Here is a 20,072-nt window from a genome sequence, read left to right as displayed (position 1 = left end):
AAGCGGCCAGGTATCTAGCCGCATAAGTATCAAGCCGCGTAAGCTGCCGTACCGGTTTATCAGATGCGCTCGCGCTAGAACGCGTTTCCCCGGGCCAGTAACTGCATCTCTCGTTAAGTCCAGATTAACCCTGGTATCTGTGGCAGGCTGACTGCCTGTCCAGTGACCGGTACCTCACATCGCTGCATTTCCGTCGACGCCGGCGCGGGTTAACGTTTCGAATCGTCCTGATTCCGTCATTCTGCCAGAAGGTCAAGCGCCTCTCGCATGATTCGCATGAAAAAAGCGAATCAATTACCCGACTTAAAGCGCCGCGGCTGATTCGACGCGCAAGCACGGTTCTGCACTTTCACTCTTTCGTAAGCTTCGACCTACACCCGCCCGGCCCTGCCCGAAGACACGCCGAACCCTTCGATCAGCGCCTCCGTTGCCTGCACATCACGAAATTGCGCCTGGATCTCGACGAGATGCCGGTAATTTTCGTCCGTGGGATCGCTGGCGAGCGCCGCTTCTGCCTGTTTCAGCTCCTTATGTAATGTGCGCGCGCTGCGCTGCAAGTGGAGCGCCTGGCTGAAGGCGTCGCGGGCATCGTCAAGTCCGGCTGTTTCCAGCGCCGGCCATTGCCGCGCCCGTTTGATCAGCGCCACCACGCGCGGCCAGATCTCGCCGCAGCCGGCACGTTCGATCGTCGCGATCACCGCGTTGCGGTCGTTGGCCATGTCATGCGCCATCGCATCGAGGATCGCCGCGTGCAATCGCTTCAGATCGGTGTTGGCGAGGTCGAGGAACTCGACATGCGCGAAATTCTCGTCGATCAGCGCCGGATGATTGACAAGAGCTGCGATGATCGTCGCCTCGCGCACCGACATCCCCTCGCTGCCGCGCTTGACCAGCGCCGAGCGGCCAAGGCTTTCGGTGATCGCGGTGCGTCCACCGGCATTGCCGCCGCGTGCGAACTGCCCGCCAGCAGCTGAGCCCTTGCCCTGAAAGCGCCCGCCGGACCGCCCATCTTGGCGCCCCCCTTGATAGGTTTGGCGCGCGCCGCGCTGGGCGCCGAAAAAGCTTAGCACTCGCGCGCGCATTTCCTGTTGGTAGTGATAGCGCAAGCTCTCGTCGCGGATGCGGCTGGTCAGTTCGCGCAGCGTTTTTTCCAGTTCCGCCCGTCGTTCCGGCGTGTCGAAGATGCCGCCGGCCGTTTCGCGCATCCACAAAAGGTCGGCGAGCGGCCGCGCCTCGGAAAGCACGGCGCCAAACGCGTCCGGCCCTTCGGCCTTGACCAGATCGTCGGGGTCCTTGCCTTCGGGCAGAAGCGCAAAACGCACCGAGCGGCCTGCCTGGACCGCCGGCAGCGCCATGTCGGCGGCGCGCCATGCCGCCTTCAGTCCGGCCTGGTCGCCATCGAAGCACAGCACCGGCTCGCCGGCCATACGCCACAGCAGTTCAAGCTGGTTTTCGGTCAGCGCGGTGCCGAGCGGCGCCACGACATTTTCGAAACCGGCCTGCGCCAGCGCGATCACGTCCATATAGCCCTCGACGGCAATCACCGTGCCGCCCTTGGCCAGCGCCCCCTTTCCCAGCGCTTGGCGCGCTCGGGCGAAATTATAGAGCACGTTGCCCTTGTGGAAGAGCTCGGTGTCGGGCGAATTCATGTATTTGGCGAGCGCATCGGCTGCCAGCGCCCTCCCGCCAAAGGCGATTATCTTGCCTCTGGAGTCCGGGATCGGGAACATGATGCGGTCGCGGAACCAATCGTAGGAAACCGGAACGTCGTCGCCATGGCGCACCAGCCCGCATGCCTCGATATCGGCCTTGGGCACGCCCTTGGCGGCAAGATGCTCCTTCAGCGCATTGCGACTGTCGGGCGCATAGCCGAGCCGGAACGACTGCTGCGTCGCCGGCGTCAGCCCGCGGTCGCGCAGATAGGCGCGGGCTTTTGCGCCTTCCGATCCCTGCAGCCGCTCCTGGAAGAAGGCGGTCGCCATTTCCATGACTTCGGTCAGGCTGGCGCGTTCCTTTTCGCGCCGTTCCTCCTGGGCATCGCGCAACGGCATCGGCACCCCGGCCATGTCGGCGATCTTCTCGACCGCTTCGGGAAAGCTCATTCCGTCGAGTTCGGTGAGGAATTTGAAGTGGTCGCCCGAAACCGAGCAGCCGAAGCAATGATAGCGTCCCTTCTTGTCCTCGCAGTGAAAGGACGGGCTCTTCTCGCCATGGAAGGGACAGCACGCCCAATAATCGCCGCGCGGCGCGTTGGTCTTGTTCCTGTCCCACGCCACGCGCTGGCCGATCACCGAGGAAATCGGCACGCGGTCGCGTATCTCGTCGAGGAAGGCAGGTGGAAAGCGCATCGGAAACGGCTCGTTTGCGTCCATATAATCACGCCGGCGAAACCCGACGACTCCTAATGCGAACCATACCCGGTTTTCACAGGGCAAAAAGAAGGCGGCCGTTGCAAGCCCCGGCCCGTAACCGAAATGTGGGATGCATGTGAGCGCACGGAGAATATCTGTGCCCACGATCTTGTAGTCGGCAGCCGCACCGTCAAGAACCCCGTGTCAATGGTTCTCATCAACTTGCCTGAGACACACCCGGCACCGTCCAGCAGGCCGCCGGCAGGCATGTGTCAAGGCTGCGCCGGAACGGCCGTTGCCGGCCTTCCGCTTGAAGAACGCCGGCACATGATATAAGTAAGTTGCGTCGATCATTACTGATCTCACCTCGTGGAGGCTCCAATGACGAACGCACTGTCCAGCATGCTCAAGGAGGCCGAAATCGAACGGCTGATGGCGGACACGCTGATGGAAAGATTGACCGCAGCAGAGGCGCCGAGGAAGGCCGGCGGAAAGAATGTAGCCCGAAGCCGGAACCTCAAGGCCGCAGGGTTAAAGCGATTGAAAGCCATCGTGAGGAAGGCGGTAAGGGACGTCTTCGACGGTGTTGGGGCCTCCGAAAAACTGGATCCCGCCGCGGTGCGGTTGCTGGAACCGATCAGCGCAGTTGTTGCAAGAAAGCGAGCCGAGATGTCGGAGCGGAACATGGAACTCTTGGTGGAGGCCATGTTGCCCGCCAACGACCCCATGTCGGCAGTCCGATCGAAGATCGAGGCTGACAACGCCAGGGCGCGCGTGAGGTTCGCGGAGGAAGTCCCCTGCATCACGAGTGCCGAGCTAGCCGAACTGGCAGGCCACAGCGCCCGCAACAGGAGCGCCACGGGATCCAGGTGGAAGGCCGAAAGGAAGGCGTTCTCCGTACAGTTGAGTGGCCGCGAGCTGTTTCCCGCGTTCCAGTTCAAGGACGGCAAGCCTGATCCGGCGGTTGCGCGGGTACTGGACGCGCTGCCGCCCGGCATGAGCCAGTGGCAGGTCGCCTTCTGGTTCGTTTCGTCCAATCCGTGGCTGGACGGAGGGGTTCCTTCGGAAAATCTGGGCAAGGTAGACGCGGTCGTCGAAGCGGCACGTAAGTTGGGAGAGGAAGCGGCAGGTTGACATCCGTCCCTGCTCCGCCTCCGGACCTGGAATGCAACGTCCTCGTGCTTCCCGCCGGGACGGAACTGCATCGCGTACACTCACGCAACCGGCGCGCCCACGAGTTCAATCCCGGCTTCGGCTCCTCAAGGTTCGCTCCCTTCACAAGCCGGAGCATCCAGGTGCCGACCATGTACGCAGCGACTTCTTTCGGATGCGCCGCATACGAGTCAGTGTTCCACGACATCAACCCTGCAGCGACCTTCAAGTCGGTCCCGCTGAGCAAGGTCGAAGAACTCGCCGGCTCGCGCATCGAAATCGATCGCAACTTGAAGCTAGCCCGCCTTTTCGAGCCGGATCTCAACAAGTGGGGCATCACCCGTCAGTCATTGATCGACACGCCGCCATCCTCCTACCCCTCAACAAGAGGTTGGGCACAAGCGATCCACGACGCCGATCAGACACTCGACGGCATGATCTGGACATCGCGGCGCTTCGACGAAGAAAAATGCCTGATCCTGTTCGGGACCCGCGTCGACACGTCGTCGATCGGCGTCGTGAGTTCCGACGATTTCGCAAGCACGCCGGGCCTGCTCGACCGACTGGTCGAACTCGGCCGACTCTCGCGCATAGTGCTGACCCTGTGACAATCCTGGCTAGAAGCAGGAGGAATCCGAAGCGCTGCAAACCGGAAGGATGCTCGCTTCTTCGGATTTCTCCAGCAGGTCAAGCCTCTGCAAGAGTTGCGATGCCAGGGATAACCATCGACTATCCGACTGAACATCCACATTCAGTTAGGCTTAGGGGCCGGTTGCAAGCCCTCCTTCCTGTCCGGCATCGCGCCGGTCGACGTTTGACGGTCAGTGCGCGGCAATCGCGCCGAAGATGATGCCGGAGACGACGCTGACCAAGAGATAGTCGTTGCCGACGCGGATCCATTCCTGGCCACGGCCCGGACGACGCAGGCCATAGTGGCGATAGTCGCGGACCGGCTGGTGGCGCCTCCAACTCGAATATCTCTGGCCGTTGCGCCAATGGTTCCTCTTGACGACGACTTTCTTCTTCACCACGACGCGCGTCTTGACGTGCCTGTCCGGCTTCTTCCAGTCGACCTGGCTGTAGGTCGACTGCGGTGCATTCGGCGCGTTCAGCGGCGCTGCCTGGCCCTGCAGGGACGTCGCAGCCAGCATCGATACGGCGACTGCGGAAAGAATGATACGTTTCATGACGGGGTACTCCTTGGTTGTCGATGCCCAAGCAATAGAGCCCGAAAAATGAACCGAAACTGAACGCACGGATTACATTTTTGTAATGATTTCAAATATTTATAATAGCTAATTCAACACTCAGCTCAAACCTGATCTGAAGCGGTCGTCGGCACTTGAGCGCGCGACCATCAAGAAGCCGGCCGGCGATGCAACCATTTTGCGATCCATCCATTTCCGACACGCCCTGTCGCGCAACAGCCGGCTGAATTGGGCAAAATTTATTATCCGGCTAAAAGTAATCGGAGTAGTATCGACCTTTGCAATGTCCTTGATTCGCCCCCTCTTTTGCGCCTTTGCCATCACGGCTCCCATATTGCTGGTGGCTGTCGGAATGCGAGCCTGACATGAGCGGTTCGGTCGTTTTGCTGCATCTTGCCGGCGCGGTGGCGCTGATGCTGTTTGCCACCCGCTTGGTGAAGACAGGTGTCGAACGCGCCTATGGCGATGTGCTGCGCCACAAGCTGCGCGCCACCATGCGCAATCCTTTCATGGCGGTTCTGGCCGGCTGCGGCCTGGCTATCGCCCTGCAAAGCTCCACTGCCGTCACCTTGCTGGTCGGGTCCTTCGCCGGCGCCGGCATCGTCAGCGGTATATCGGGCCAGCTTGCCGTGCGCGGCGCCGAGATCGGCTCGGCGCTGGTGGTCAAGCTGCTCACCTTCGACCTGTCGCTGCTGGTGCCGGTCTGTCTTGTCGCCGGCACCGTCATGTTCATGGCCACCGAGCGGCGCGACTGGCGCCAGTTCGGCCGCATCCTGGTCGGCATCGGCCTGCTGGTGTTGTCGCTGGAAATGATCGGCCAGGCCTCGGAGCCGCTGCGCCAGAGCACGCTGATGCCGGTCGTCGTCGATTACTTCTCCGGCGACCCGGTCACCGCCTATCTGCTGGCGGCGCTGGTCACCTGGCTGTTCCATTCCTCGATCGCCGCGGTCCTTTTGATGGTGACGCTCGCCGGCCGCGGCTTCATCCCGCCCGAACTCGGCATCGTGCTGGTGCTCGGCGTCAATCTGGGTTCGTCGATCATCGCGCCGCTGCTCACCCGCAATGCGGAGCCGGGCGTGCGTGTCGTACCGATCGGCAATCTCCTGATGCGCGGCATGGGCTCGCTGGCCATGCTGATCCTGTTCCTGTGGTTGAAGCCGCCGGTCGCCTTTCTCGGCGCCACCGTGCCCGACCAGATCGTCAACGCCCACATCCTCTTCAACATCCTGATCCTGGTTGCCGGCCTGCCGCTGGCCGGCCTTGTCTACCGCGTTTCGGAAAAGATCGTGGCGCTCGGCACCAAACCGGCGCCGGCAGAAGCGCTCGACGTCGTCGAGTTGTCCGCGCTCAACGACAGCGCCCTTGATGTGCCGAGCCAGGCGCTGGCCAACGCCACCCGTGAGGTGGTGCGGGTCTGCGAGACGGTCGAGATCATGCTGAAGCGCATCATCGAACTCTATGAAAGCGCCGACGCCGACAAGATCAAGGCGCTGGCCGCGCTCGACGACCGCGTCGACAAGAAACATGCGTCGATAAAGCTATATCTGGCCAAGGTCACCAGGAACCCGCTGAGCGAGGACGAGGCGCTGCGCTGCCAGGAGTTGATCGGCGCCTGCGTCAAGCTCGAACAGGTCGGCGACATCATCGTGCGCAACATGCTGGTGCATGTCAGGAAAAAGCTTGAGCGCGGGCTGGAGTTCACGCCCGAGGGTTGGCGCGAGCTTAGCGGCTTCCACGCTTCGGTGCTCGCCAACGCGCGGCTTGCCTTCAACGTGCTGGTCTCGCGCGATCCGGAGACCGCCCGCCAGCTGGTGCTGGAAAAGGATCGGCTGCGCGACCGCGAGAAGGAGACCAGCGCCAGCCATTTCGTGCGGCTGCGCGACGGCACCGCCAAGAGCGTCGAGACCAGTTCCATCCATCTCGACACTATCCGCGACCTGAAGCAGATCAATTCGCTGCTTGCCTCGATAGCCTACCCCGTGCTCGAGGAACGCGGCCTGCTCACCGGCTCGCGGCTGAAGGCCGGATAGATTGGGCCCAGCGCGGGAATTGCCTGGAGCCGGCGCGCGAAAATTAGTCTTTGCTAACCCTTCCGTCTGTCGGCTAGAGCATTTTTCAGCCAACCGTCTTCGCTTGGCGTCGGACAACACGCGTCAAGCAAAGACCTGGAGCGCGGTTTTGATTCCACCAGAACGCAAGGCGCTCTAAGGATCGCTTAAAATCCGCCGGGAGAAAGTCTATGGATACCCATTCGCGCAGTTTCGCCAAGGCGCTTTCCTGGCGCGTCACCGGCACGGTCGACACGATAATCATTTCGCTCATCGTGACGGGCAGCATCAAGCTCGCTGCGGCCATCGGCGTGACCGAGGTCATCACCAAATCGCTGCTCTACTATTTTCACGAGCGGGCGTGGTTGAAAATCCCCTACGGAAGGAAGACGACGACCGTCTAGCCTTCTGCGGCCGGAGCTTGGCTGAACCGATGAAGAAAACCTAAAGCGGCGTCGAGAATTTCTGGATTGCCCGCCGCTCTCGTCCGTGATTTGAGCCATCTCGTTCAAGGATCGCCTTCCCGCGCCATGCTTCCCCTCATCGCCCTGTTCATCGCTGCGTTCGCATTCGGCACCACCGAGTTCGTCATCGCCGGCGTGCTGCCGCAGGTGGCGGACGGCCTTGGCGTCTCCATCCCAACCGCCGGCTACCTCGTCTCCGGCTACGCCGGCGGCATCGCGATCGGCGGACCGCTGTTGACGCTCGCTACCAAGACAATCTCCCGCAAGGCGTTGCTGCTTGGCCTTGCCGCAGCCTTCGCCATCGGCCAGGCCGCCTGCGCCCTTGCGCCCGACTTCGCCTCCATGTTGCTGTTGCGGATTGCAGTGGCCGTGGCGCACGGCGCCTACTTCGGCGTCGCGATGGTGGTTGCGGTCGGCCTGGTCCGCCAGGATCAGCGTGGAATGGCCGTGGCGCTCATCCTGTCGGGCCTCACGGTCTCCAATGTAATCGGCGTGCCGGCCGGCACGGCGATCGGCAATATTTGGGGGTGGCGCGCGACGTTCTGGGTGATGTGCGCGCTTGGTGTGGTTTCCATCGCCGCCATGGCCGCCCTCCTACCGCGCCGGACGGGATCGTCGCGCCGGCCCGTCAGTTTCGGCAGCGAGGTCCGCGTGCTCGCACGCCAGCAGGTTTGGACATCGCTAATCCTCATGCTGATGCTGATGATCGGCCAGTTCGGCCTGTTCACCTACATCACGCCGACGCTGCTTGAAGTCACCGGCCTCGGCGAGGGCCTGGTGCCCTGGGTGCTGCTACTCAACGGTGTCGGCGCGACGATCGGCGTCTTTCTTGGCGGGCGGCTCGCCGACTGGAAACTGATGCCGTCGCTCATCACCATGCTTTTCATGCAGGCGGTGACACTTGCCGTCATTTACGCCGCCAGCCCGTACCCGGTGCCGATGGTCGTTGCGATCACTATCTGGGGTGGTCTCAGCTTTGCCATCGGCACCCCGATCCAGACCCGTATCCTGACCTGGACGGCGGACGCCTCCAATCTCGCCTCATCGCTTATCCCGGCCGGCTTCAATGTCGGCATCGCGCTGGCCGCCTCGCTCGGCGCCGCCATGCTCAATGCCGGTTATGGCTATCGCAGCCTGCCGGTGGTTGGCGCCATGGCCATGCTGGTCGCCGTGGCGGTAGCGCTCGCCTCACATATCTGGGAGTGGCGCCGAAACACGATGCCGCCGCTGCCGGCCGCTGCCGAATAGTCGGCAGGCGCTACAGGTCGATGCGATAGCGCAGGCTTTCGGCGCCGCCATAGGCAGCGTCCTCGAAGAATCGCCCGACGAGCCGTCCGCCATTGGCCAGGACCACCTTCTGCGAGGCGAGATTACCCGGCTTGGCGGTGATCTCGACGAAGGGCAGGCCGAGCGCCCTCGCCTCGCCGAGCATTAGCCTCACTGCCTCTGTCGCATGGCCGCGCCGCCGCTTCCATGGCACTACGGCATAGCCGATGTGGCCGAGCACATGTGGCGGCAGCTCGGCGGTGCCGCGCTGCCAGCGAAGGCCGATCGAGCCGGCGACTTCGCCGTCCCAGATCCAGCGCCGGAATCCCGGCAGGCGCGGCACGTTCGTCCCATCAGGCAAGGTGATCGGACCACCCTTGGCATCGGGGTCGTCGAGATCGGCGAGGAAGGCCGTTGGATTCTTTTCGATGGCCGCAAGCTGCTCGCGCGTCGCCTCCATCAGCCGCACATTGTCCGGCGACCAGCCGCGCTCAAGGGCGGCCTTATACGACGGCAGATGTTCAAGCGCCGGTTTGACGAGTTCAACCATGACGTACGATCGCTCCGCTGCCGCCCTCGGATTCTGAAGTTGATCTTCAGGGGCGGCTTTCTAAAATCAAATGTCATCGATTGGGTCCACCTACTTTGGAGTGAACACAATGGCCGACCACAGGTCCGAGAAGTCGGCGAAGGCCGCCGCCGAGCGGGGCGCGGCAACCAAACCGCGCAAGGCGACGCCGAAGCCGCAGTCCAAGGAAGCGAAGCCGGCACTCCTCGCAGGCGGCAACCCCCAGATCGCCAAGGCCGAAGGCGACGCTCCCGTGCAGGCCTACATCGCGGCCATGCCGGGCTGGAAAAGCGACGTCGGGCGCCGTCTCGACGCAATCATCATGCGCACCGTCCCCGGCGTGCACAAGGCCGTCAAATGGAACTCGCCGTTTTACGGCATCGAGGGGCAGGGCTGGTTCCTGTCGTTCCATGTCTTCACCCGCTACGTCAAAGTGACCTTCTTCCGGGGCACGTCGCTGCGTCCTGTCCCTCTCGGCGAGTCCAAGCACAAGGACGTGCGCTACCTCGACATTTATGAGGACCAGCTCGACGAAGCTCAATTTGCCGCCTGGGTGAAGCAAGCCAGCCAATTGCCCGGCGAGCGAATGTGAGATGCATCGCGAATTAGCCAAGGGCGTCTGCAAGCACCTCATTCAGGCGTGCAAACGCGGTGGGCTCGTCTGGCGCATGGGCCGGATTAACTTCTGTGACGGTCAGGCCGCGCCATTGCTGCAGGGCGGTCAACTGCTTTAGCACGAAGGCGGCTTGCTCCAGTTTGAGACCGTCGCAACGGCGCACATTCTCAGCAATCGGGAAATCGATAAAGGAGAGCACATCGGCATCGAAGTGAATAAGCACACAGTCAAAGCGCGCCGCCCATTCGGCCGCGCGCGCCGCCGCCGCCTCGATATCAATCAAAGCTTCCTCACGCGAAATGACCTTGATCGCGTGATCTCTGATCGCGGCGGCTTCAGGCGGAGTGATATTCTCGACGCCGAAATAGAGAAGTTGCTGAGGCACGAGCATCGGACGCGTTGGGCCGAGCCCCGCGAGCGAAGGCTCGCATCCCGGGATGTTGAGCAGATGGGCGACACCAGTCCAGTCCAAGGCGCCGTCGCTCGTGTCAGGTGTGTTGAGATCGGCGTCAAAGTCCATGTAGACGAGTCCGATCCGCGCGCCGGCCGCGTTCGCCCCGGCGACCGTGCCCAACTCCACGGTACAATCGCCGCCCAAAACAAGCACGTCTTCCTGCGCCGAAATCGCCGTCGCCACGTGGCTTGCGACCAAGTCACAGGCCCCGCGCACGGCCTCCAGGTTCATGGCCTGCGGCCGCGAAGAGTGCGGTCGCCACCGGAACGATGCAACATCGCTATGATCCCTGATGGTTCTGCCTCGGCTCGCGAGCGCCTCTGCGAGCCCATGGCGCCGAAACGCCGCGGGGGCTTGTTCCTGCCCTGGCGAATAGGCGCCGGCGCTGGTGGCGGCGCCGAAAATGTTCAACAAACGCGCCGCCAAATCGAAGCTCCATTTTTCGTATGGTCCTGGTTGCAAAACGGGTCTGGAGCGACGAAGGTTCCTCCTCGACGTCGAGAGTTTGTTGCTCGCGCCGGAACGGCAAACGGCTCGCCGCATCGATGCGTACGCCAGACGCCGGACGTCGAACGTTCACAAAGCCACTGGGACCAATCATGACCAAAGCGACAACAGCCATGAAGAAGGGCGGCTCGACGGAAGGAGCAGGAGGAGACACTCCCTCTCAGTTGATAGATGCGAGAATCAACGAGCTGAGCGATTGGCGGGGCGAGATGCTCGCTCGGATCCGAACCCTCATCAAGCAGGTCGATCCCGAAGTGGTCGAGGCGTGGAAGTGGAGAGGGGTTCCGGTGTGGGAACACGCCGGAATTATCTGCACCGGTGAGACCTACAAGAATGTCGTGAAAATGACCTTCGCCAAGGGCGCCTCGCTGGAGGACCCTTCTGGCCTCTTCAACTCCAGCCTCGAAGGCAACACCAGGCGCGCCATCGACATCCATGAGGGCGACAAGATCGATGAAGAGGCGTTGAAGGCGCTCATTCGCGCCGCCGTGGCACTGAACCTGTCGGTGCGAGCTGCCGCCCGCCCCGCCCGCTCTCAGAAGCCAAAGAGCGCCTGAGAATCAATCATATGCGGCCAGGGCTGGCGCCTCGCTGTCGCCTCCTCCAATGCCTTACGAACTCGCTGCAGCAGGGAAAATCCCTATTGCAGCAGTCCCTTGACGATGCCGCTCGCCTTGGAAAAATCCATCTGACCGGCGTATTTCTCCTTGAGCACCGTCATCACCTTGCCCATGTCCTTGACGCCGCTGGCGCCGGTCTCGGCGATGGCGGCGCGGATCGCTGTTTCGGTCTCGGCCTGGCCCAGTTGCGTCGGCAGGAAATCGCGGATGATGGCCATCTCGTCGCGCTCCTGCGCGGCAAGCTCCGGCCGTTTGCCGTCTTCGAAAGCCTTGGCCGACTCTTCGCGCTGCTTCACCATTTTGGCCAGTATCTGCAGGATCTCGTCGTCGCTGGCCGGCTCCTTGCCGGCGCCGCGATTGGCGATGTCGCGATCGTGAATGGCCGCCTGGATCAGCCGCAATGTCGGCAGCCGGCGCTTGTCCTGCGCCTTCATCGCGCTCTTCAGGGATTCGGCGATTTTGCCGCGCATGATGCTTTCTCCTTCGAATGCGACGGACAATAGCCGTGCCGAAAGCCCAAGGCAATTCGACGCCGCCCGGCAAACCGCTGATATTGTTCGACGAAATAAATCGCGCCTGCGGGCGTAGCGTCATTGACCGCTCTGGCGCCTTCCCCTATGTACTGGGCCTTGCATGAACTGAGTTTTTGTTGCGCGCGCTGGCTGCGAAATCGCCGCTGCGCGCGGTTTGCTGCGCAGAATGGTTCGCCGGACCGATTGAAGGGCGCAGCCTTTAGGAGTGCCGCCATGGCAACGATGACCGCCGCGTCGGCCCCCCCTTGGGCCACCGAGAAGCCGACCGCCTTGCTGGTGCTGGCCGACGGCACCGTCATCGAGGGCCGCGGCCTTGGCGCCACCGGCTCCGCCGTCGCCGAAGTCTGCTTCAACACCGCGCTGACAGGCTATCAGGAAATCCTCACCGATCCGTCCTATGCCGGCCAGATCGTCACCTTCACCTTTCCGCATATCGGCAATATCGGCACCAATGACGAGGACATCGAGGATCTCAACCCGGTTGCCCGCGCCGGCGCAGTCGGCGCCGTGTTCAAGGCCGACGTCACCAATCCGTCCAGCTATCGCGCCGCTTCTGGTCTCGACCAATGGCTGAGGAAACGTGGCATCGTGGCGCTTTCGGGCATCGACACCCGGGCGCTGACCGCGCTGATCCGCGAAAAGGGCATGCCCAACGCCGTCATCGCGCACGCGCCCGACGGCATCTTCGACATCGAGGAGCTGAAGCGCCGCGCCGCTGCGTGGTCCGGCCTGATCGGGCTTGACCTGGCCAAGGACGTCACTTCCGGCCAATCCTCCGTCTGGCGCGAGACGCCCTGGGTCTGGGACGAGGGCTTTGGCGAACAGACCGATCCGTCCATGCATGTCGTCGCCATCGACTACGGCGTCAAGCGCAACATATTGCGCCTGCTTGCCGGCCTGGGCGCCAAGGTCACCGTAGTGCCGGCCAACACCGGCGCCGAGGATATCCTCGCCATGCGGCCCGACGGCATCTTTCTCTCCAACGGTCCCGGCGACCCGGAAGCCACCGGCGACTATGCCGTTCCGGTCATTCGGGACCTGCTCAGGACCGACATCCCGGTCTTCGGCATCTGCCTCGGCCACCAGATGCTGGCGCTGGCGCTTGGCGGCAAGACCGCCAAAATGCATCAAGGCCATCACGGCGCCAATCATCCGGTCAAGGATCACACCACCGGCAAGGTCGAGATCGTCTCGATGAACCACGGCTTTGCCGTCGATGCCGGCTCGTTGCCCACGGGCGTCGAAGAAACCCATGTCTCGCTGTTCGACGGCTCGAACTGCGGCATCACCCTGACCGGCAGGCCGGTGTTTTCGGTCCAGCACCATCCCGAAGCCTCGCCCGGCCCGCAGGACTCGCATTATCTGTTCCGCCGCTTCGTCAATCTCATCCGCGAAAAGCGCGGCGAGCCGGCGCTGGCGGAGCGCGCATGATGGATAGCGCTCAGACGCGCGGCGCGGTGTTGGGATAACAACATGCAAAATTACAGAGACCGCACGCGGCCGAAGAGGCTCTTGAAGACGCTGCCGATGTGGCGATCTACGACGAGCGAAAGGCTGATCTCAAAACGGAAAACCCCCTGCCTGCGGACGTGACCATGGAAATTTTGCGGGGCTCCAGCCGGCTCAAGGCGCTGCGCAACTGGCGGCGGCTGACGCAGGCCGAATTGGCGACCACGGATCGGTGTCAGCCAGGATTTCCTGTCGGATCTTGAGTCCAATCGCCGAAAGCCATCGGCGCAGACCAGGGCGATGCTGGCGAAGGCACTGGATATTCCGGGGCAATGGATTGAACCCTAGGGCATGCCCCAACGCATAGCGCGCAAAAGCATGCCCTCGGGCCTGACCCGAGAGTGCGCAGCGGTTTTGCGATAACGAATGCATCAAAACCAGAACTTAAAGCGGGTCGCATGAATCCGTTCAAACGCGACACGCTTTAGGCCACCGTCGCGGTCGCGACGTCTTTCACCGCGGCCGGTCTTTCAACCTTGAGCACGAAAGCCACCAGCGACAGAGTGAGAAAGATGCCGCCGAGCACAAAGGGCGCGCCGCCGAACGTCACCGGCGCCCTCGGCCCGGTGAACCAGGCGAAGATACCCGTATAAAGCAGCGGCGTTATGATGCTGGTGATCGAAAACACGCTGGTCATCGCACCTTGCAATTCGCCTTGCGCGGAGGGCGGCACCTTGGCCGCCGCCAGGCTCCGCAGCGGCGGGTCGGCCAGCGCCTCGAGGCAGGTCGCCACGATCACCGCATAGATCATCCAGCCCTTCCACGCCGCGGCATAGCCGAAGGCGGCGAGCGCGGTAAAAGCAAGACCGATGGCGGCGGTCCGCCATTCGCCGAGCCGAGGGATGACGCGCGGCAGGACAAAACCCATCACCAATGCCCCGCCAAGGCCGAAGACGCCGAGTGAGAAGCCGATCTGCTGTTCGCTCCAGCCGTAGCGGTAGCTGCCGACGAACGACCACACGGCAGGGTACATCATGTGACCGAGCGTCATCAGGAAGAACACCAGGCCGATCCAGCCGATCCCCTTGTAATTGCGCATCTGCTTCAGGGCGCCTAGAGGATTGGCGCGGCGCCATTCGAAGCGGCGCCGGTGATGCTGCTCCAGCGTTTCCGGCAGGAAGAACCAGCCAACGATGAAGTTTATCAGAGCAAGCACCGCCGCGCCCCCAGAACGGCACGCGCGGCCCGAATTCGCCAAGCAACCCGCCCAGCACCGGGCCGATGACGAAACCGACGCCGAAGGCGATGCCAAGCAGACCGAAATTTTTCGCCCTGTTCTCGTCGGTGCTGACATCGGCGATGAAGGCGGAGGCGGTCGAGTAGCTGGCGCCGCTGATGCCGGCCAGCACCCGGCCGATGAACAGGACCCAATAGGACCAGGCCAAAGCGCAGATCAGATTGTCGATGGCGAAGGTCAGCACCGAGGCCAGCAGGATCGGACGGCGGCCGAAGCGGTCGCTGAGATTGCCGACCAGCGGCGCGAACAGAAACTGCATGGCCGCATAGACGAAGAACAGCCAGCCGCCTTCGATCGCCGCTTCGCTGACCCCGACGCCGGTCAGTTCCTGCAGATAGGCCGGCAGCACCGGCATGATGATGCCGATGCCGGTGATGTCGAGCAGCAGCGTGGTGAAAACAAGCGCAAGGCCCCGCCTGGCGGTTTTGGCTTCGATCATGACGGTATCGACTCCTGGAGCCGCCTCGGCGCGAAGGCGGAAGGGCCTTTTATAGGCGAGTCAGGCACACAGAACAATAAGGGAACAGGCCAGGAATTTTTATCCTGACATCAACCGTGGACATGAATGCGGCTGCATCGCCCCCGCTTTCAACGCCATTTCAACGAGAGCCCAAACACCTCAGATCGGAGTGTTGAACGTATCGCAGTCCGACAGCTTGCCGCTCTTGTAGCCACGCGCCAGCCAGGTCTGCCGCTGCTGCGAGGTGCCATGGTTGAAGCTTTCCGGCACGACATAGCCCTGCATCTTCTTCTGCATCGTGTCGTCGCCGATCTGCTGGGCGGCGATCAGCGCCTCGTCCATGTCGCCCTGTTCCAGAATGCCTTTCTGCCCGGTGAAATGCGCCCAGACGCCGGCGAAGCAGTCCGCCTGGAGCTCGACCTGCACCGACATGTGGTTGGCCTCGGCCTCGCCCATCTGCTGCCGCATCTGGTTGAACTTGGGCAGGATGCCGGTGAGGTTCTGGACATGGTGGCCGACCTCATGCGCGATCACATAGGCCTGGGCAAAATCGCCCGAAGCGCCGAATTGCTGGTCGAGCTGCTGGAAGAAGGTGGTGTCGAGATAGACCTTGCGGTCGCCGGGGCAGTAGAACGGGCCGGCCGCGGACGAGGCGAAGCCGCAAGCCGAACGGATCTGCCCGCTGAACAGCACCAGCTTGGGGTCCTCGTAGGTCAGGCCCTCGGCCTGGAAAATGCCGGTCCAGGTGTCCTCGGTCTCGGCCAGGACGGTCGAAACGAACTGTTTCATCTCGTCGGAGGCGGGCACCCCGGTGCCACCGCCCTGTTCTCCGCTGTTGTCGGTGATCTGACCGCCGCCACCCGGCACCAAGCCGCCACCGGCCAGGATCTGAAGCGGGTCGATGCCGATGGCCTTCAGCCCGAAATAGAGGACCACGAGAATGATGATGGTCGACAGCGACATACCGCCGCCGGAGCGGCCGCCGATCGGAATGCGGAGACGGCCGGGGCCGCCGCGCGGCAGGTTGAGCCCGCCGCCCTGGCCGCGTTGGTCCTCGACGTTGTCACTTTGACGACGACCTTTCCAGAGCATGGCAACTCCCCGCGATGCACGTATCGGTATCTTGCCGATCTCATGGCCCGATCCGACCCAACAAACAATTATCCCAATGGTTGCGCCAAGTCACAGTATTTTTCTCATGAAGGGGCCGCCGGCTCTGGGGTCAGTCCCTGCACGACACCCGCGGCTGAGAGCCCTGCCGGCGCTTTTTTTGGTCTTGGACTTGTCGGTCACGCTCAGATCTTCTGCTTGGTGCCCGCGCTCTTGCCGTCCGAGCTTTTCGAGCGCTCCTCGAAGCGGGCCCCGCCCTTCTTGAGCGGGCGTCCAGTATCCGCTTCGGTCTTGCGTTCGTCCTTCGCCGCAGCCTGCTTCAATCCCTTGGCCGCTTGCTTGCCCTTCGCTGTCGGTGCCTGTTCAACGCCCATCGTATCCTCCTCGGTCTCGCGCCAATTGCTGGCACGATCTCAAACGCCGCGGCAGCGCGGCGGTTCCGGCAGGACTGTCGGCCGCGTCAGCATCTTGGCCACCGTCGGCTGGGCGACGCCGAGCCGCGCCGCGATGTCGACCTGGCGGGCCTCGTTGCCGTTCTCGATCAGGTCGGCGACAAGCTGCACATAATCTTTGAGCAGCGCACGGCGCCGCGCTTCGCCGCGTCGGCTGAGGGTTTTCTCGGCCATGCATTCAGTGAGCTCGTGGGGCTGCGCGACAATTCGGTCAATCGCGCTATCTTCTCACGCGACATGACCAGAATAGCCGAAGCCCGAAAATTCTACGCGCGACTGATGGCTGCCAATGCAGGTTCGGCCGATCCGCGTCTCGAGGACGTGTTCGCCGCGGTGCCGCGCGAAGCTTTTCTCGGGCCCGGGCCGTGGACGGTCGTCGCCGGCAACGGCAAGGTAGAAACGCCGAGCGCCGATCCTGTTCACATCTATCAGAACGTGCTGGTGTCGCTCGACGCCGAAAAGGGCATCAACAATGGCGAGCCGTTCCTGCATGCCATGTGGATCGGCAAGGTGGCGCCAAAACCCGGCGAGGCCGTCACTCATGTCGGCGCCGGCACCGGCTATTACACAGCTCTGCTGGCAAAACTGGTTTCGCCGGGCGGCGCAGTCACCGCTTTCGAACTGGATTCCAGTCTCGCCGAACGTGCGATCAAGAATCTCGAAGCCTACGGCAATGTGACCGCCATCCATGGCGATGCGGTCGTCGGCGGCCTGCCACCGTCCGACATCATCTATGTCAATGCCGGCGTTGCGGCACCCCCAGCCGAATGGCTGAAGGCGCTGAAGCCCGGTGGCCGCATGGTCTTTCCGTGGCGTCCGGCCGAGCGCATTGGCCTCGCGGTGATGGTGACACGCACGGATAAGGGCTTTGCCTGCGATCCGTTCATGCGATCATGGTTTATCCCTTGCATCGGCGCCTCGGCGGCCTCGACAAAAATCGACCGCGACAAGGCGGCACGCAGCCGAAAGATCTGGCTGACGGCCGACAAGGCACCGGACCGCACCGCCACCGCCGTCATCGGCGACGTCTGGTTCTCGTCGCAAAGTGTTGGCGGCAGGCGGTCGCAATGACGTCGCCGCGGCGAGGCGTCCCGTGCTTGCCGCTCGATATGCGCCGGGGACCGAGAAATTTTCCGGCCCTGTCGGGCAGGCTTCCGCTCGCACGTCCTTTGGCCGAAATCCGGCGGCAACGGCACGGATAATGAAAGGGAGAATCCAATGAGGAAGATCACCACTGCGACATTCGTCAGCCTCGACGGCGTCATGCAAGCGCCCGGTGGGCCGCAAGAAGACCCCGTCGGCGGCTTCGAATTCGGTGGCTGGACGTTCCATTACTGGGACGACGTCGGGGGCGCCTTTATTGGTGAGACCTTCGCAAAACCCTTCGCGCTGCTCCTCGGCCGCAAGACCTACGACATCTTCGCCGCGCATTGGCGGTACCAGAAAGACGATCCGATCGCCGACCGTTTCAACGCCGTCACCAAATATGTGGCCACCCACCCGGCCCGACACGCTGTCGTGGCAAAACAGCCAGTCGCTTGGCGACGACGTCGTGGCTACCCTGCGCCAGCTCAAGCAGGAGGATGGGCCGGACCTGCTCATCCAGGGATCGAGCGAACTCGTCCAGACCTTGCTCGCCAACGACCTGATCGACGAGATCAGCCTGCTGACCTTCCCGCTGGTGCTGGGCAAGGGCAAGCGGCTGTTTGGCAGCGGCGCAATCCCGGCGGCTTTCAAGCTGAACCGCTCACAGGCATCGACCACCGGCGTCATCATGGCGAGCTATGAACGCGCCGGTGAGATCAAGACTGGATCGTTCGCCCAGCAACAGCCATCCGAAGCCGAGATCGAGAGGCGCCGGACCTGGAAGTAGACGACCGCGCGACCGCCCACCGTGTTAGCAACAGGGACGGCCGAGCCCGGCTGTCCCGTTGCTATTTTGCCGATCACGCCGCATGTTGCCGCCGCGCCAGCCCGTCGCGGATACACGCGGCAAATTCCCGCGCCGCCGGCCCGACACCATGCTTCGGCAGATGCAAATTGATCGAGAAATTCGACAAGGCCGGCAGCTCCGGATCGGCGGACAGAATATCAAGATCGCTGGGCACGGTGGAGGCCAGCCAGGTCGTGACGGCCAGATCCGAACGCACAGTCGCCGTCGTCGCGTCCAGGTTGCCGTTCTCGAACACGGTCCGCCAATCCAGCCCGTGCTCGTTAAGCGCCGCCAGCACCGCAGGGCGGAAGGCACAGGTGTCGGCCACCATCGAAACCGGCAAGGGCCGCTTGCAGCGGGCTACGCCGCCTTTGGCACCGACCCAGACCAGCCGGTCGATAGCGAGACATTCGCCGGCGGACGGGCCGACCGGTTCCTCGATCACGGCAAGATCTATCGTGCCAGCTGCCAATGCCGCCGCAAGCTCCGGCGACGAGGCGCAGACCAGCGAAATCTCGACCTGCGGATAGGTCTCGGCATAGGTCTTCAGTACCGGCGCAAGCATGGTGCCAACCAGATCATACGGCACGCCGAGCCGCACCTCACCCGCGACCGCGCTGGTCGCCATCTCGGCCCAGATCTCGTCATTCAGGGAGAGCAAGCGCTTGCCCTTGCCGAACAGTCGTTCCCCGGAACGGGTCAGTCTCAGGCCGCGCCGGTCGCGCTCGAACAGGCTGCAGCCGAGAACCTCTTCCAGCCGCTTGATCTGCTGGCTGACGGCACCTTGCGTCAGATGCAGCGCGTTCGCCGCCGCCGTCATGCTGGCCGTATCGGCGACGGTGACGAAGGTCCGGATCAGGGCCGTGTCGAGATTTCGGATCATAGTTGCATTATATTCTCTAATGCCAACCATGACAAACATTTCATTTACTGATGCATTCCCATGCTTATCATGCTGGTTTCAACCGAGAAAACAACATGCTTGAGACCATCTTTCCGCTCGTCCTGTTTGCCTTGGTCTCGACCTCCACGCCCGGCATGGCCACGACCTTGTCGACTGCGTCCGGGGCACAGTTCGGCTTTCGGCGCTCTGTTCCGCTGATGGCTGGAAGTGCGGCCGGCCTGGCCACGGTGGCTGCGGCAGGTGCGGCTGGGCTCGCCGGCCTGTTGGCAGCCGCTCCGTCCCTGCAACTGGCGATGAAGATAGCCGGATCGCTCTATCTGATCTGGCTCGCATGGAAGATCGGCCGCAGCGGTCCACCCAATCTGGACGTGGCCATGGCCAAGCCGAACAGCTTTTTCGGTGGCGCGGGCCTGCAATGGATGAACCCCAAGGGTTGGGCCATGGGTCTGGGAGCGGCGGCATCCTTTGCCGCCCTCGCCAACGGACCGCTGCAGCTCGCCTTTCTGCTCGGCGCGGTCTTCGGCCTGGCAGCCGCGTTGTCACTGTCGGGGTGGTGCGTGGCCGGCACGCTGCTCGCGCGGCTGCTTAGAACCGAGCGGCAGTGGCGCGTGCTCAACGCCGTGCTTGGGCTGCTGCTGGCCGCTTCGATCATCCCAATGTGGCAACCTGTATAGATCCCC

At 63.0% G+C, this 20,072-nt stretch carries 21 protein-coding genes and 3 pseudogenes; 13 read left to right on the top strand and 11 right to left on the bottom strand.

Going from position 1 to position 20,072, the window contains the following annotated elements:
- Window positions 1–371 precede the first annotated feature (371 nt).
- Window positions 372–2,348 carry a DNA primase gene (gene dnaG, locus AC0L2C_RS03960; protein ID WP_473522797.1) on the bottom strand — a complete coding sequence of 659 codons (1,977 nt, stop codon included), beginning with the start codon at window positions 2,346–2,348 and terminating at the stop codon, window positions 372–374.
- A gap of 384 nt (window positions 2,349–2,732) precedes the next feature.
- On the opposite strand from dnaG, the gene AC0L2C_RS03955 reads away from it, so the two are divergent.
- A complete protein-coding gene (locus tag AC0L2C_RS03955; protein WP_473522742.1) occupies window positions 2,733–3,485 on the top strand; it encodes a hypothetical protein in 753 nt (250 codons plus the stop codon).
- A 44-nt stretch (window positions 3,486–3,529) separates the two neighbouring features.
- Window positions 3,530–4,111: an RES family NAD+ phosphorylase gene (locus AC0L2C_RS03950; protein ID WP_473522796.1), complete on the top strand. Its 582-nt coding sequence runs from the start codon at window positions 3,530–3,532 to the stop codon at window positions 4,109–4,111.
- Window positions 4,112–4,324: 213 nt separating this feature from the next.
- Here the strand turns inward: AC0L2C_RS03950 and AC0L2C_RS03945 are convergent, their stop codons facing one another.
- Both AC0L2C_RS03945 and AC0L2C_RS03940 read right to left on the bottom strand, forming a co-directional pair.
- Window positions 4,325–4,690, bottom strand: a complete 366-nt coding sequence (locus tag AC0L2C_RS03945; protein ID WP_023799752.1) for an RcnB family protein — start codon at window positions 4,688–4,690, stop codon at window positions 4,325–4,327.
- A 120-nt stretch (window positions 4,691–4,810) separates the two neighbouring features.
- Window positions 4,811–5,032: a hypothetical protein gene (locus AC0L2C_RS03940; RefSeq protein ID WP_473522741.1), complete on the bottom strand. Its 222-nt coding sequence runs from the start codon at window positions 5,030–5,032 to the stop codon at window positions 4,811–4,813.
- Window positions 5,033–5,076: 44 nt separating this feature from the next.
- Between AC0L2C_RS03940 and AC0L2C_RS03935 the strand changes: the two genes are divergently transcribed.
- The 3 genes from AC0L2C_RS03935 to AC0L2C_RS03925 all read left to right on the top strand — a co-directional run bounded on the left by AC0L2C_RS03935 (window position 5,077) and on the right by AC0L2C_RS03925 (window position 8,471).
- Complete coding sequence (locus AC0L2C_RS03935; RefSeq protein ID WP_023799754.1) at window positions 5,077–6,741, top strand: Na/Pi cotransporter family protein; 1,665 nt, start codon at window positions 5,077–5,079, stop codon at window positions 6,739–6,741.
- Window positions 6,742–6,950: 209 nt separating this feature from the next.
- Window positions 6,951–7,163 (top strand): DUF2061 domain-containing protein, encoded by a 213-nt coding sequence (locus AC0L2C_RS03930; protein WP_023799755.1) that lies wholly within the window; start codon window positions 6,951–6,953, stop codon window positions 7,161–7,163.
- Between the two features lie 126 nt (window positions 7,164–7,289).
- On the top strand, window positions 7,290–8,471 hold the full coding sequence (locus tag AC0L2C_RS03925) for an MFS transporter (RefSeq protein WP_128188176.1): 1,182 nt from the start codon (window positions 7,290–7,292) through the stop codon (window positions 8,469–8,471).
- A gap of 10 nt (window positions 8,472–8,481) precedes the next feature.
- Here AC0L2C_RS03925 and AC0L2C_RS03920 read toward each other — a convergent pair whose 3' ends face one another.
- Window positions 8,482–9,039 (bottom strand): GNAT family N-acetyltransferase, encoded by a 558-nt coding sequence (locus tag AC0L2C_RS03920; protein WP_287176070.1) that lies wholly within the window; start codon window positions 9,037–9,039, stop codon window positions 8,482–8,484.
- Between the two features lie 109 nt (window positions 9,040–9,148).
- Between AC0L2C_RS03920 and AC0L2C_RS03915 the strand changes: the two genes are divergently transcribed.
- Window positions 9,149–9,649, top strand: a complete 501-nt coding sequence (locus AC0L2C_RS03915; RefSeq protein ID WP_473522740.1) for a DUF1801 domain-containing protein — start codon at window positions 9,149–9,151, stop codon at window positions 9,647–9,649.
- 13 nt (window positions 9,650–9,662) lie between these two features.
- Here the strand turns inward: AC0L2C_RS03915 and AC0L2C_RS03910 are convergent, their stop codons facing one another.
- Window positions 9,663–10,553, bottom strand: a complete 891-nt coding sequence (locus AC0L2C_RS03910) for an arginase family protein (RefSeq protein WP_473522739.1) — start codon at window positions 10,551–10,553, stop codon at window positions 9,663–9,665.
- Window positions 10,554–10,726: 173 nt separating this feature from the next.
- Here AC0L2C_RS03910 and AC0L2C_RS03905 point away from each other — a divergent pair, with 173 nt between their 5' ends.
- Window positions 10,727–11,191 (top strand): DUF1801 domain-containing protein, encoded by a 465-nt coding sequence (locus AC0L2C_RS03905; RefSeq protein WP_287176065.1) that lies wholly within the window; start codon window positions 10,727–10,729, stop codon window positions 11,189–11,191.
- 83 nt (window positions 11,192–11,274) lie between these two features.
- Here the strand turns inward: AC0L2C_RS03905 and AC0L2C_RS03900 are convergent, their stop codons facing one another.
- On the bottom strand, window positions 11,275–11,724 hold the full coding sequence (locus AC0L2C_RS03900; RefSeq protein WP_287176063.1) for a GatB/YqeY domain-containing protein: 450 nt from the start codon (window positions 11,722–11,724) through the stop codon (window positions 11,275–11,277).
- A gap of 276 nt (window positions 11,725–12,000) precedes the next feature.
- Between AC0L2C_RS03900 and carA the strand changes: the two genes are divergently transcribed.
- From carA to AC0L2C_RS03885, 3 genes are all read left to right on the top strand, one after another.
- Complete coding sequence (gene carA / locus AC0L2C_RS03895) at window positions 12,001–13,218, top strand: glutamine-hydrolyzing carbamoyl-phosphate synthase small subunit (RefSeq protein ID WP_473522738.1); 1,218 nt, start codon at window positions 12,001–12,003, stop codon at window positions 13,216–13,218.
- A 98-nt stretch (window positions 13,219–13,316) separates the two neighbouring features.
- Window positions 13,317–13,499, top strand: a complete 183-nt coding sequence (locus tag AC0L2C_RS03890) for a hypothetical protein (protein WP_473522737.1) — start codon at window positions 13,317–13,319, stop codon at window positions 13,497–13,499.
- The gene (locus tag AC0L2C_RS03885; protein WP_473522795.1) at window positions 13,465–13,584 is read left to right on the top strand and encodes a helix-turn-helix domain-containing protein; all 120 of its coding nucleotides are present in this window, start codon (window positions 13,465–13,467) and stop codon (window positions 13,582–13,584) included. Before AC0L2C_RS03890 ends, AC0L2C_RS03885 begins: the two co-directional genes overlap by 35 nt.
- A gap of 136 nt (window positions 13,585–13,720) precedes the next feature.
- On the opposite strand, the pseudogene AC0L2C_RS03880 reads toward AC0L2C_RS03885, so the two are convergent.
- From AC0L2C_RS03880 to AC0L2C_RS03865, 4 genes and pseudogenes are all read right to left on the bottom strand, one after another.
- A pseudogene (locus AC0L2C_RS03880) lies at window positions 13,721–14,972 on the bottom strand (TCR/Tet family MFS transporter).
- Window positions 14,973–15,152: 180 nt separating this feature from the next.
- Window positions 15,153–16,085 (bottom strand): KPN_02809 family neutral zinc metallopeptidase, encoded by a 933-nt coding sequence (gene ypfJ, locus AC0L2C_RS03875; RefSeq protein ID WP_473522736.1) that lies wholly within the window; start codon window positions 16,083–16,085, stop codon window positions 15,153–15,155.
- Between the two features lie 203 nt (window positions 16,086–16,288).
- On the bottom strand, window positions 16,289–16,477 hold the full coding sequence (locus AC0L2C_RS03870; RefSeq protein WP_023799765.1) for a hypothetical protein: 189 nt from the start codon (window positions 16,475–16,477) through the stop codon (window positions 16,289–16,291).
- An 81-nt stretch (window positions 16,478–16,558) separates the two neighbouring features.
- Window positions 16,559–16,699, bottom strand: a pseudogene (locus AC0L2C_RS03865) (manganese-binding transcriptional regulator MntR); the annotation flags it as partial.
- Window positions 16,700–16,834: 135 nt separating this feature from the next.
- Between AC0L2C_RS03865 and AC0L2C_RS03860 the strand changes: the two are divergent.
- A complete protein-coding gene (locus tag AC0L2C_RS03860; protein ID WP_287140581.1) occupies window positions 16,835–17,626 on the top strand; it encodes a protein-L-isoaspartate O-methyltransferase family protein in 792 nt (263 codons plus the stop codon).
- Window positions 17,627–17,773: 147 nt separating this feature from the next.
- Window positions 17,774–18,428: pseudogene (locus AC0L2C_RS03855) on the top strand (dihydrofolate reductase family protein).
- A 73-nt stretch (window positions 18,429–18,501) separates the two neighbouring features.
- On the opposite strand, the gene AC0L2C_RS03850 reads toward AC0L2C_RS03855, so the two are convergent.
- Complete coding sequence (locus AC0L2C_RS03850; protein ID WP_473522735.1) at window positions 18,502–19,371, bottom strand: LysR family transcriptional regulator; 870 nt, start codon at window positions 19,369–19,371, stop codon at window positions 18,502–18,504.
- A gap of 95 nt (window positions 19,372–19,466) precedes the next feature.
- On the opposite strand from AC0L2C_RS03850, the gene AC0L2C_RS03845 reads away from it, so the two are divergent.
- Window positions 19,467–20,066, top strand: coding sequence for a LysE family translocator (locus AC0L2C_RS03845; protein WP_473522734.1), 600 nt, complete (start codon window positions 19,467–19,469; stop codon window positions 20,064–20,066).
- Window positions 20,067–20,072: the final 6 nt, after the last annotated feature.

This window comes from Mesorhizobium sp. WSM4845, assembly GCF_055811455.1.
This window is presented reverse-complemented; position numbering and strand designations above follow the sequence as displayed.

What these genes read in the sequence shown, in the direction of transcription:
- carA (WP_473522738.1), top strand. Translation starts at nt 12,001, where the DNA reads ATGGCAACGATGACCGCCGCGTCGGCCCCCCCTTGGGCCACCGAGAAG.
- AC0L2C_RS03955 (WP_473522742.1), top strand. Translation starts at nt 2,733, where the DNA reads ATGACGAACGCACTGTCCAGCATGCTCAAGGAGGCCGAAATCGAACGG.
- AC0L2C_RS03940 (WP_473522741.1), bottom strand. Translation starts at nt 5,032, where the DNA reads ATGGCAAAGGCGCAAAAGAGGGGGCGAATCAAGGACATTGCAAAGGTC.
- AC0L2C_RS03845 (WP_473522734.1), top strand. Translation starts at nt 19,467, where the DNA reads ATGCTTGAGACCATCTTTCCGCTCGTCCTGTTTGCCTTGGTCTCGACC.
- AC0L2C_RS03920 (WP_287176070.1), bottom strand. Translation starts at nt 9,039, where the DNA reads ATGGTTGAACTCGTCAAACCGGCGCTTGAACATCTGCCGTCGTATAAG.
- AC0L2C_RS03870 (WP_023799765.1), bottom strand. Translation starts at nt 16,477, where the DNA reads ATGGGCGTTGAACAGGCACCGACAGCGAAGGGCAAGCAAGCGGCCAAG.
- ypfJ (WP_473522736.1), bottom strand. Translation starts at nt 16,085, where the DNA reads ATGCTCTGGAAAGGTCGTCGTCAAAGTGACAACGTCGAGGACCAACGC.
- AC0L2C_RS03850 (WP_473522735.1), bottom strand. Translation starts at nt 19,371, where the DNA reads ATGATCCGAAATCTCGACACGGCCCTGATCCGGACCTTCGTCACCGTC.
- AC0L2C_RS03945 (WP_023799752.1), bottom strand. Translation starts at nt 4,690, where the DNA reads ATGAAACGTATCATTCTTTCCGCAGTCGCCGTATCGATGCTGGCTGCG.
- AC0L2C_RS03915 (WP_473522740.1), top strand. Translation starts at nt 9,149, where the DNA reads ATGGCCGACCACAGGTCCGAGAAGTCGGCGAAGGCCGCCGCCGAGCGG.
- AC0L2C_RS03900 (WP_287176063.1), bottom strand. Translation starts at nt 11,724, where the DNA reads ATGCGCGGCAAAATCGCCGAATCCCTGAAGAGCGCGATGAAGGCGCAG.
- AC0L2C_RS03925 (WP_128188176.1), top strand. Translation starts at nt 7,290, where the DNA reads ATGCTTCCCCTCATCGCCCTGTTCATCGCTGCGTTCGCATTCGGCACC.
- dnaG (WP_473522797.1), bottom strand. Translation starts at nt 2,348, where the DNA reads ATGCGCTTTCCACCTGCCTTCCTCGACGAGATACGCGACCGCGTGCCG.
- AC0L2C_RS03860 (WP_287140581.1), top strand. Translation starts at nt 16,835, where the DNA reads ATGGCTGCCAATGCAGGTTCGGCCGATCCGCGTCTCGAGGACGTGTTC.
- AC0L2C_RS03905 (WP_287176065.1), top strand. Translation starts at nt 10,727, where the DNA reads ATGACCAAAGCGACAACAGCCATGAAGAAGGGCGGCTCGACGGAAGGA.
- AC0L2C_RS03935 (WP_023799754.1), top strand. Translation starts at nt 5,077, where the DNA reads ATGAGCGGTTCGGTCGTTTTGCTGCATCTTGCCGGCGCGGTGGCGCTG.
- AC0L2C_RS03930 (WP_023799755.1), top strand. Translation starts at nt 6,951, where the DNA reads ATGGATACCCATTCGCGCAGTTTCGCCAAGGCGCTTTCCTGGCGCGTC.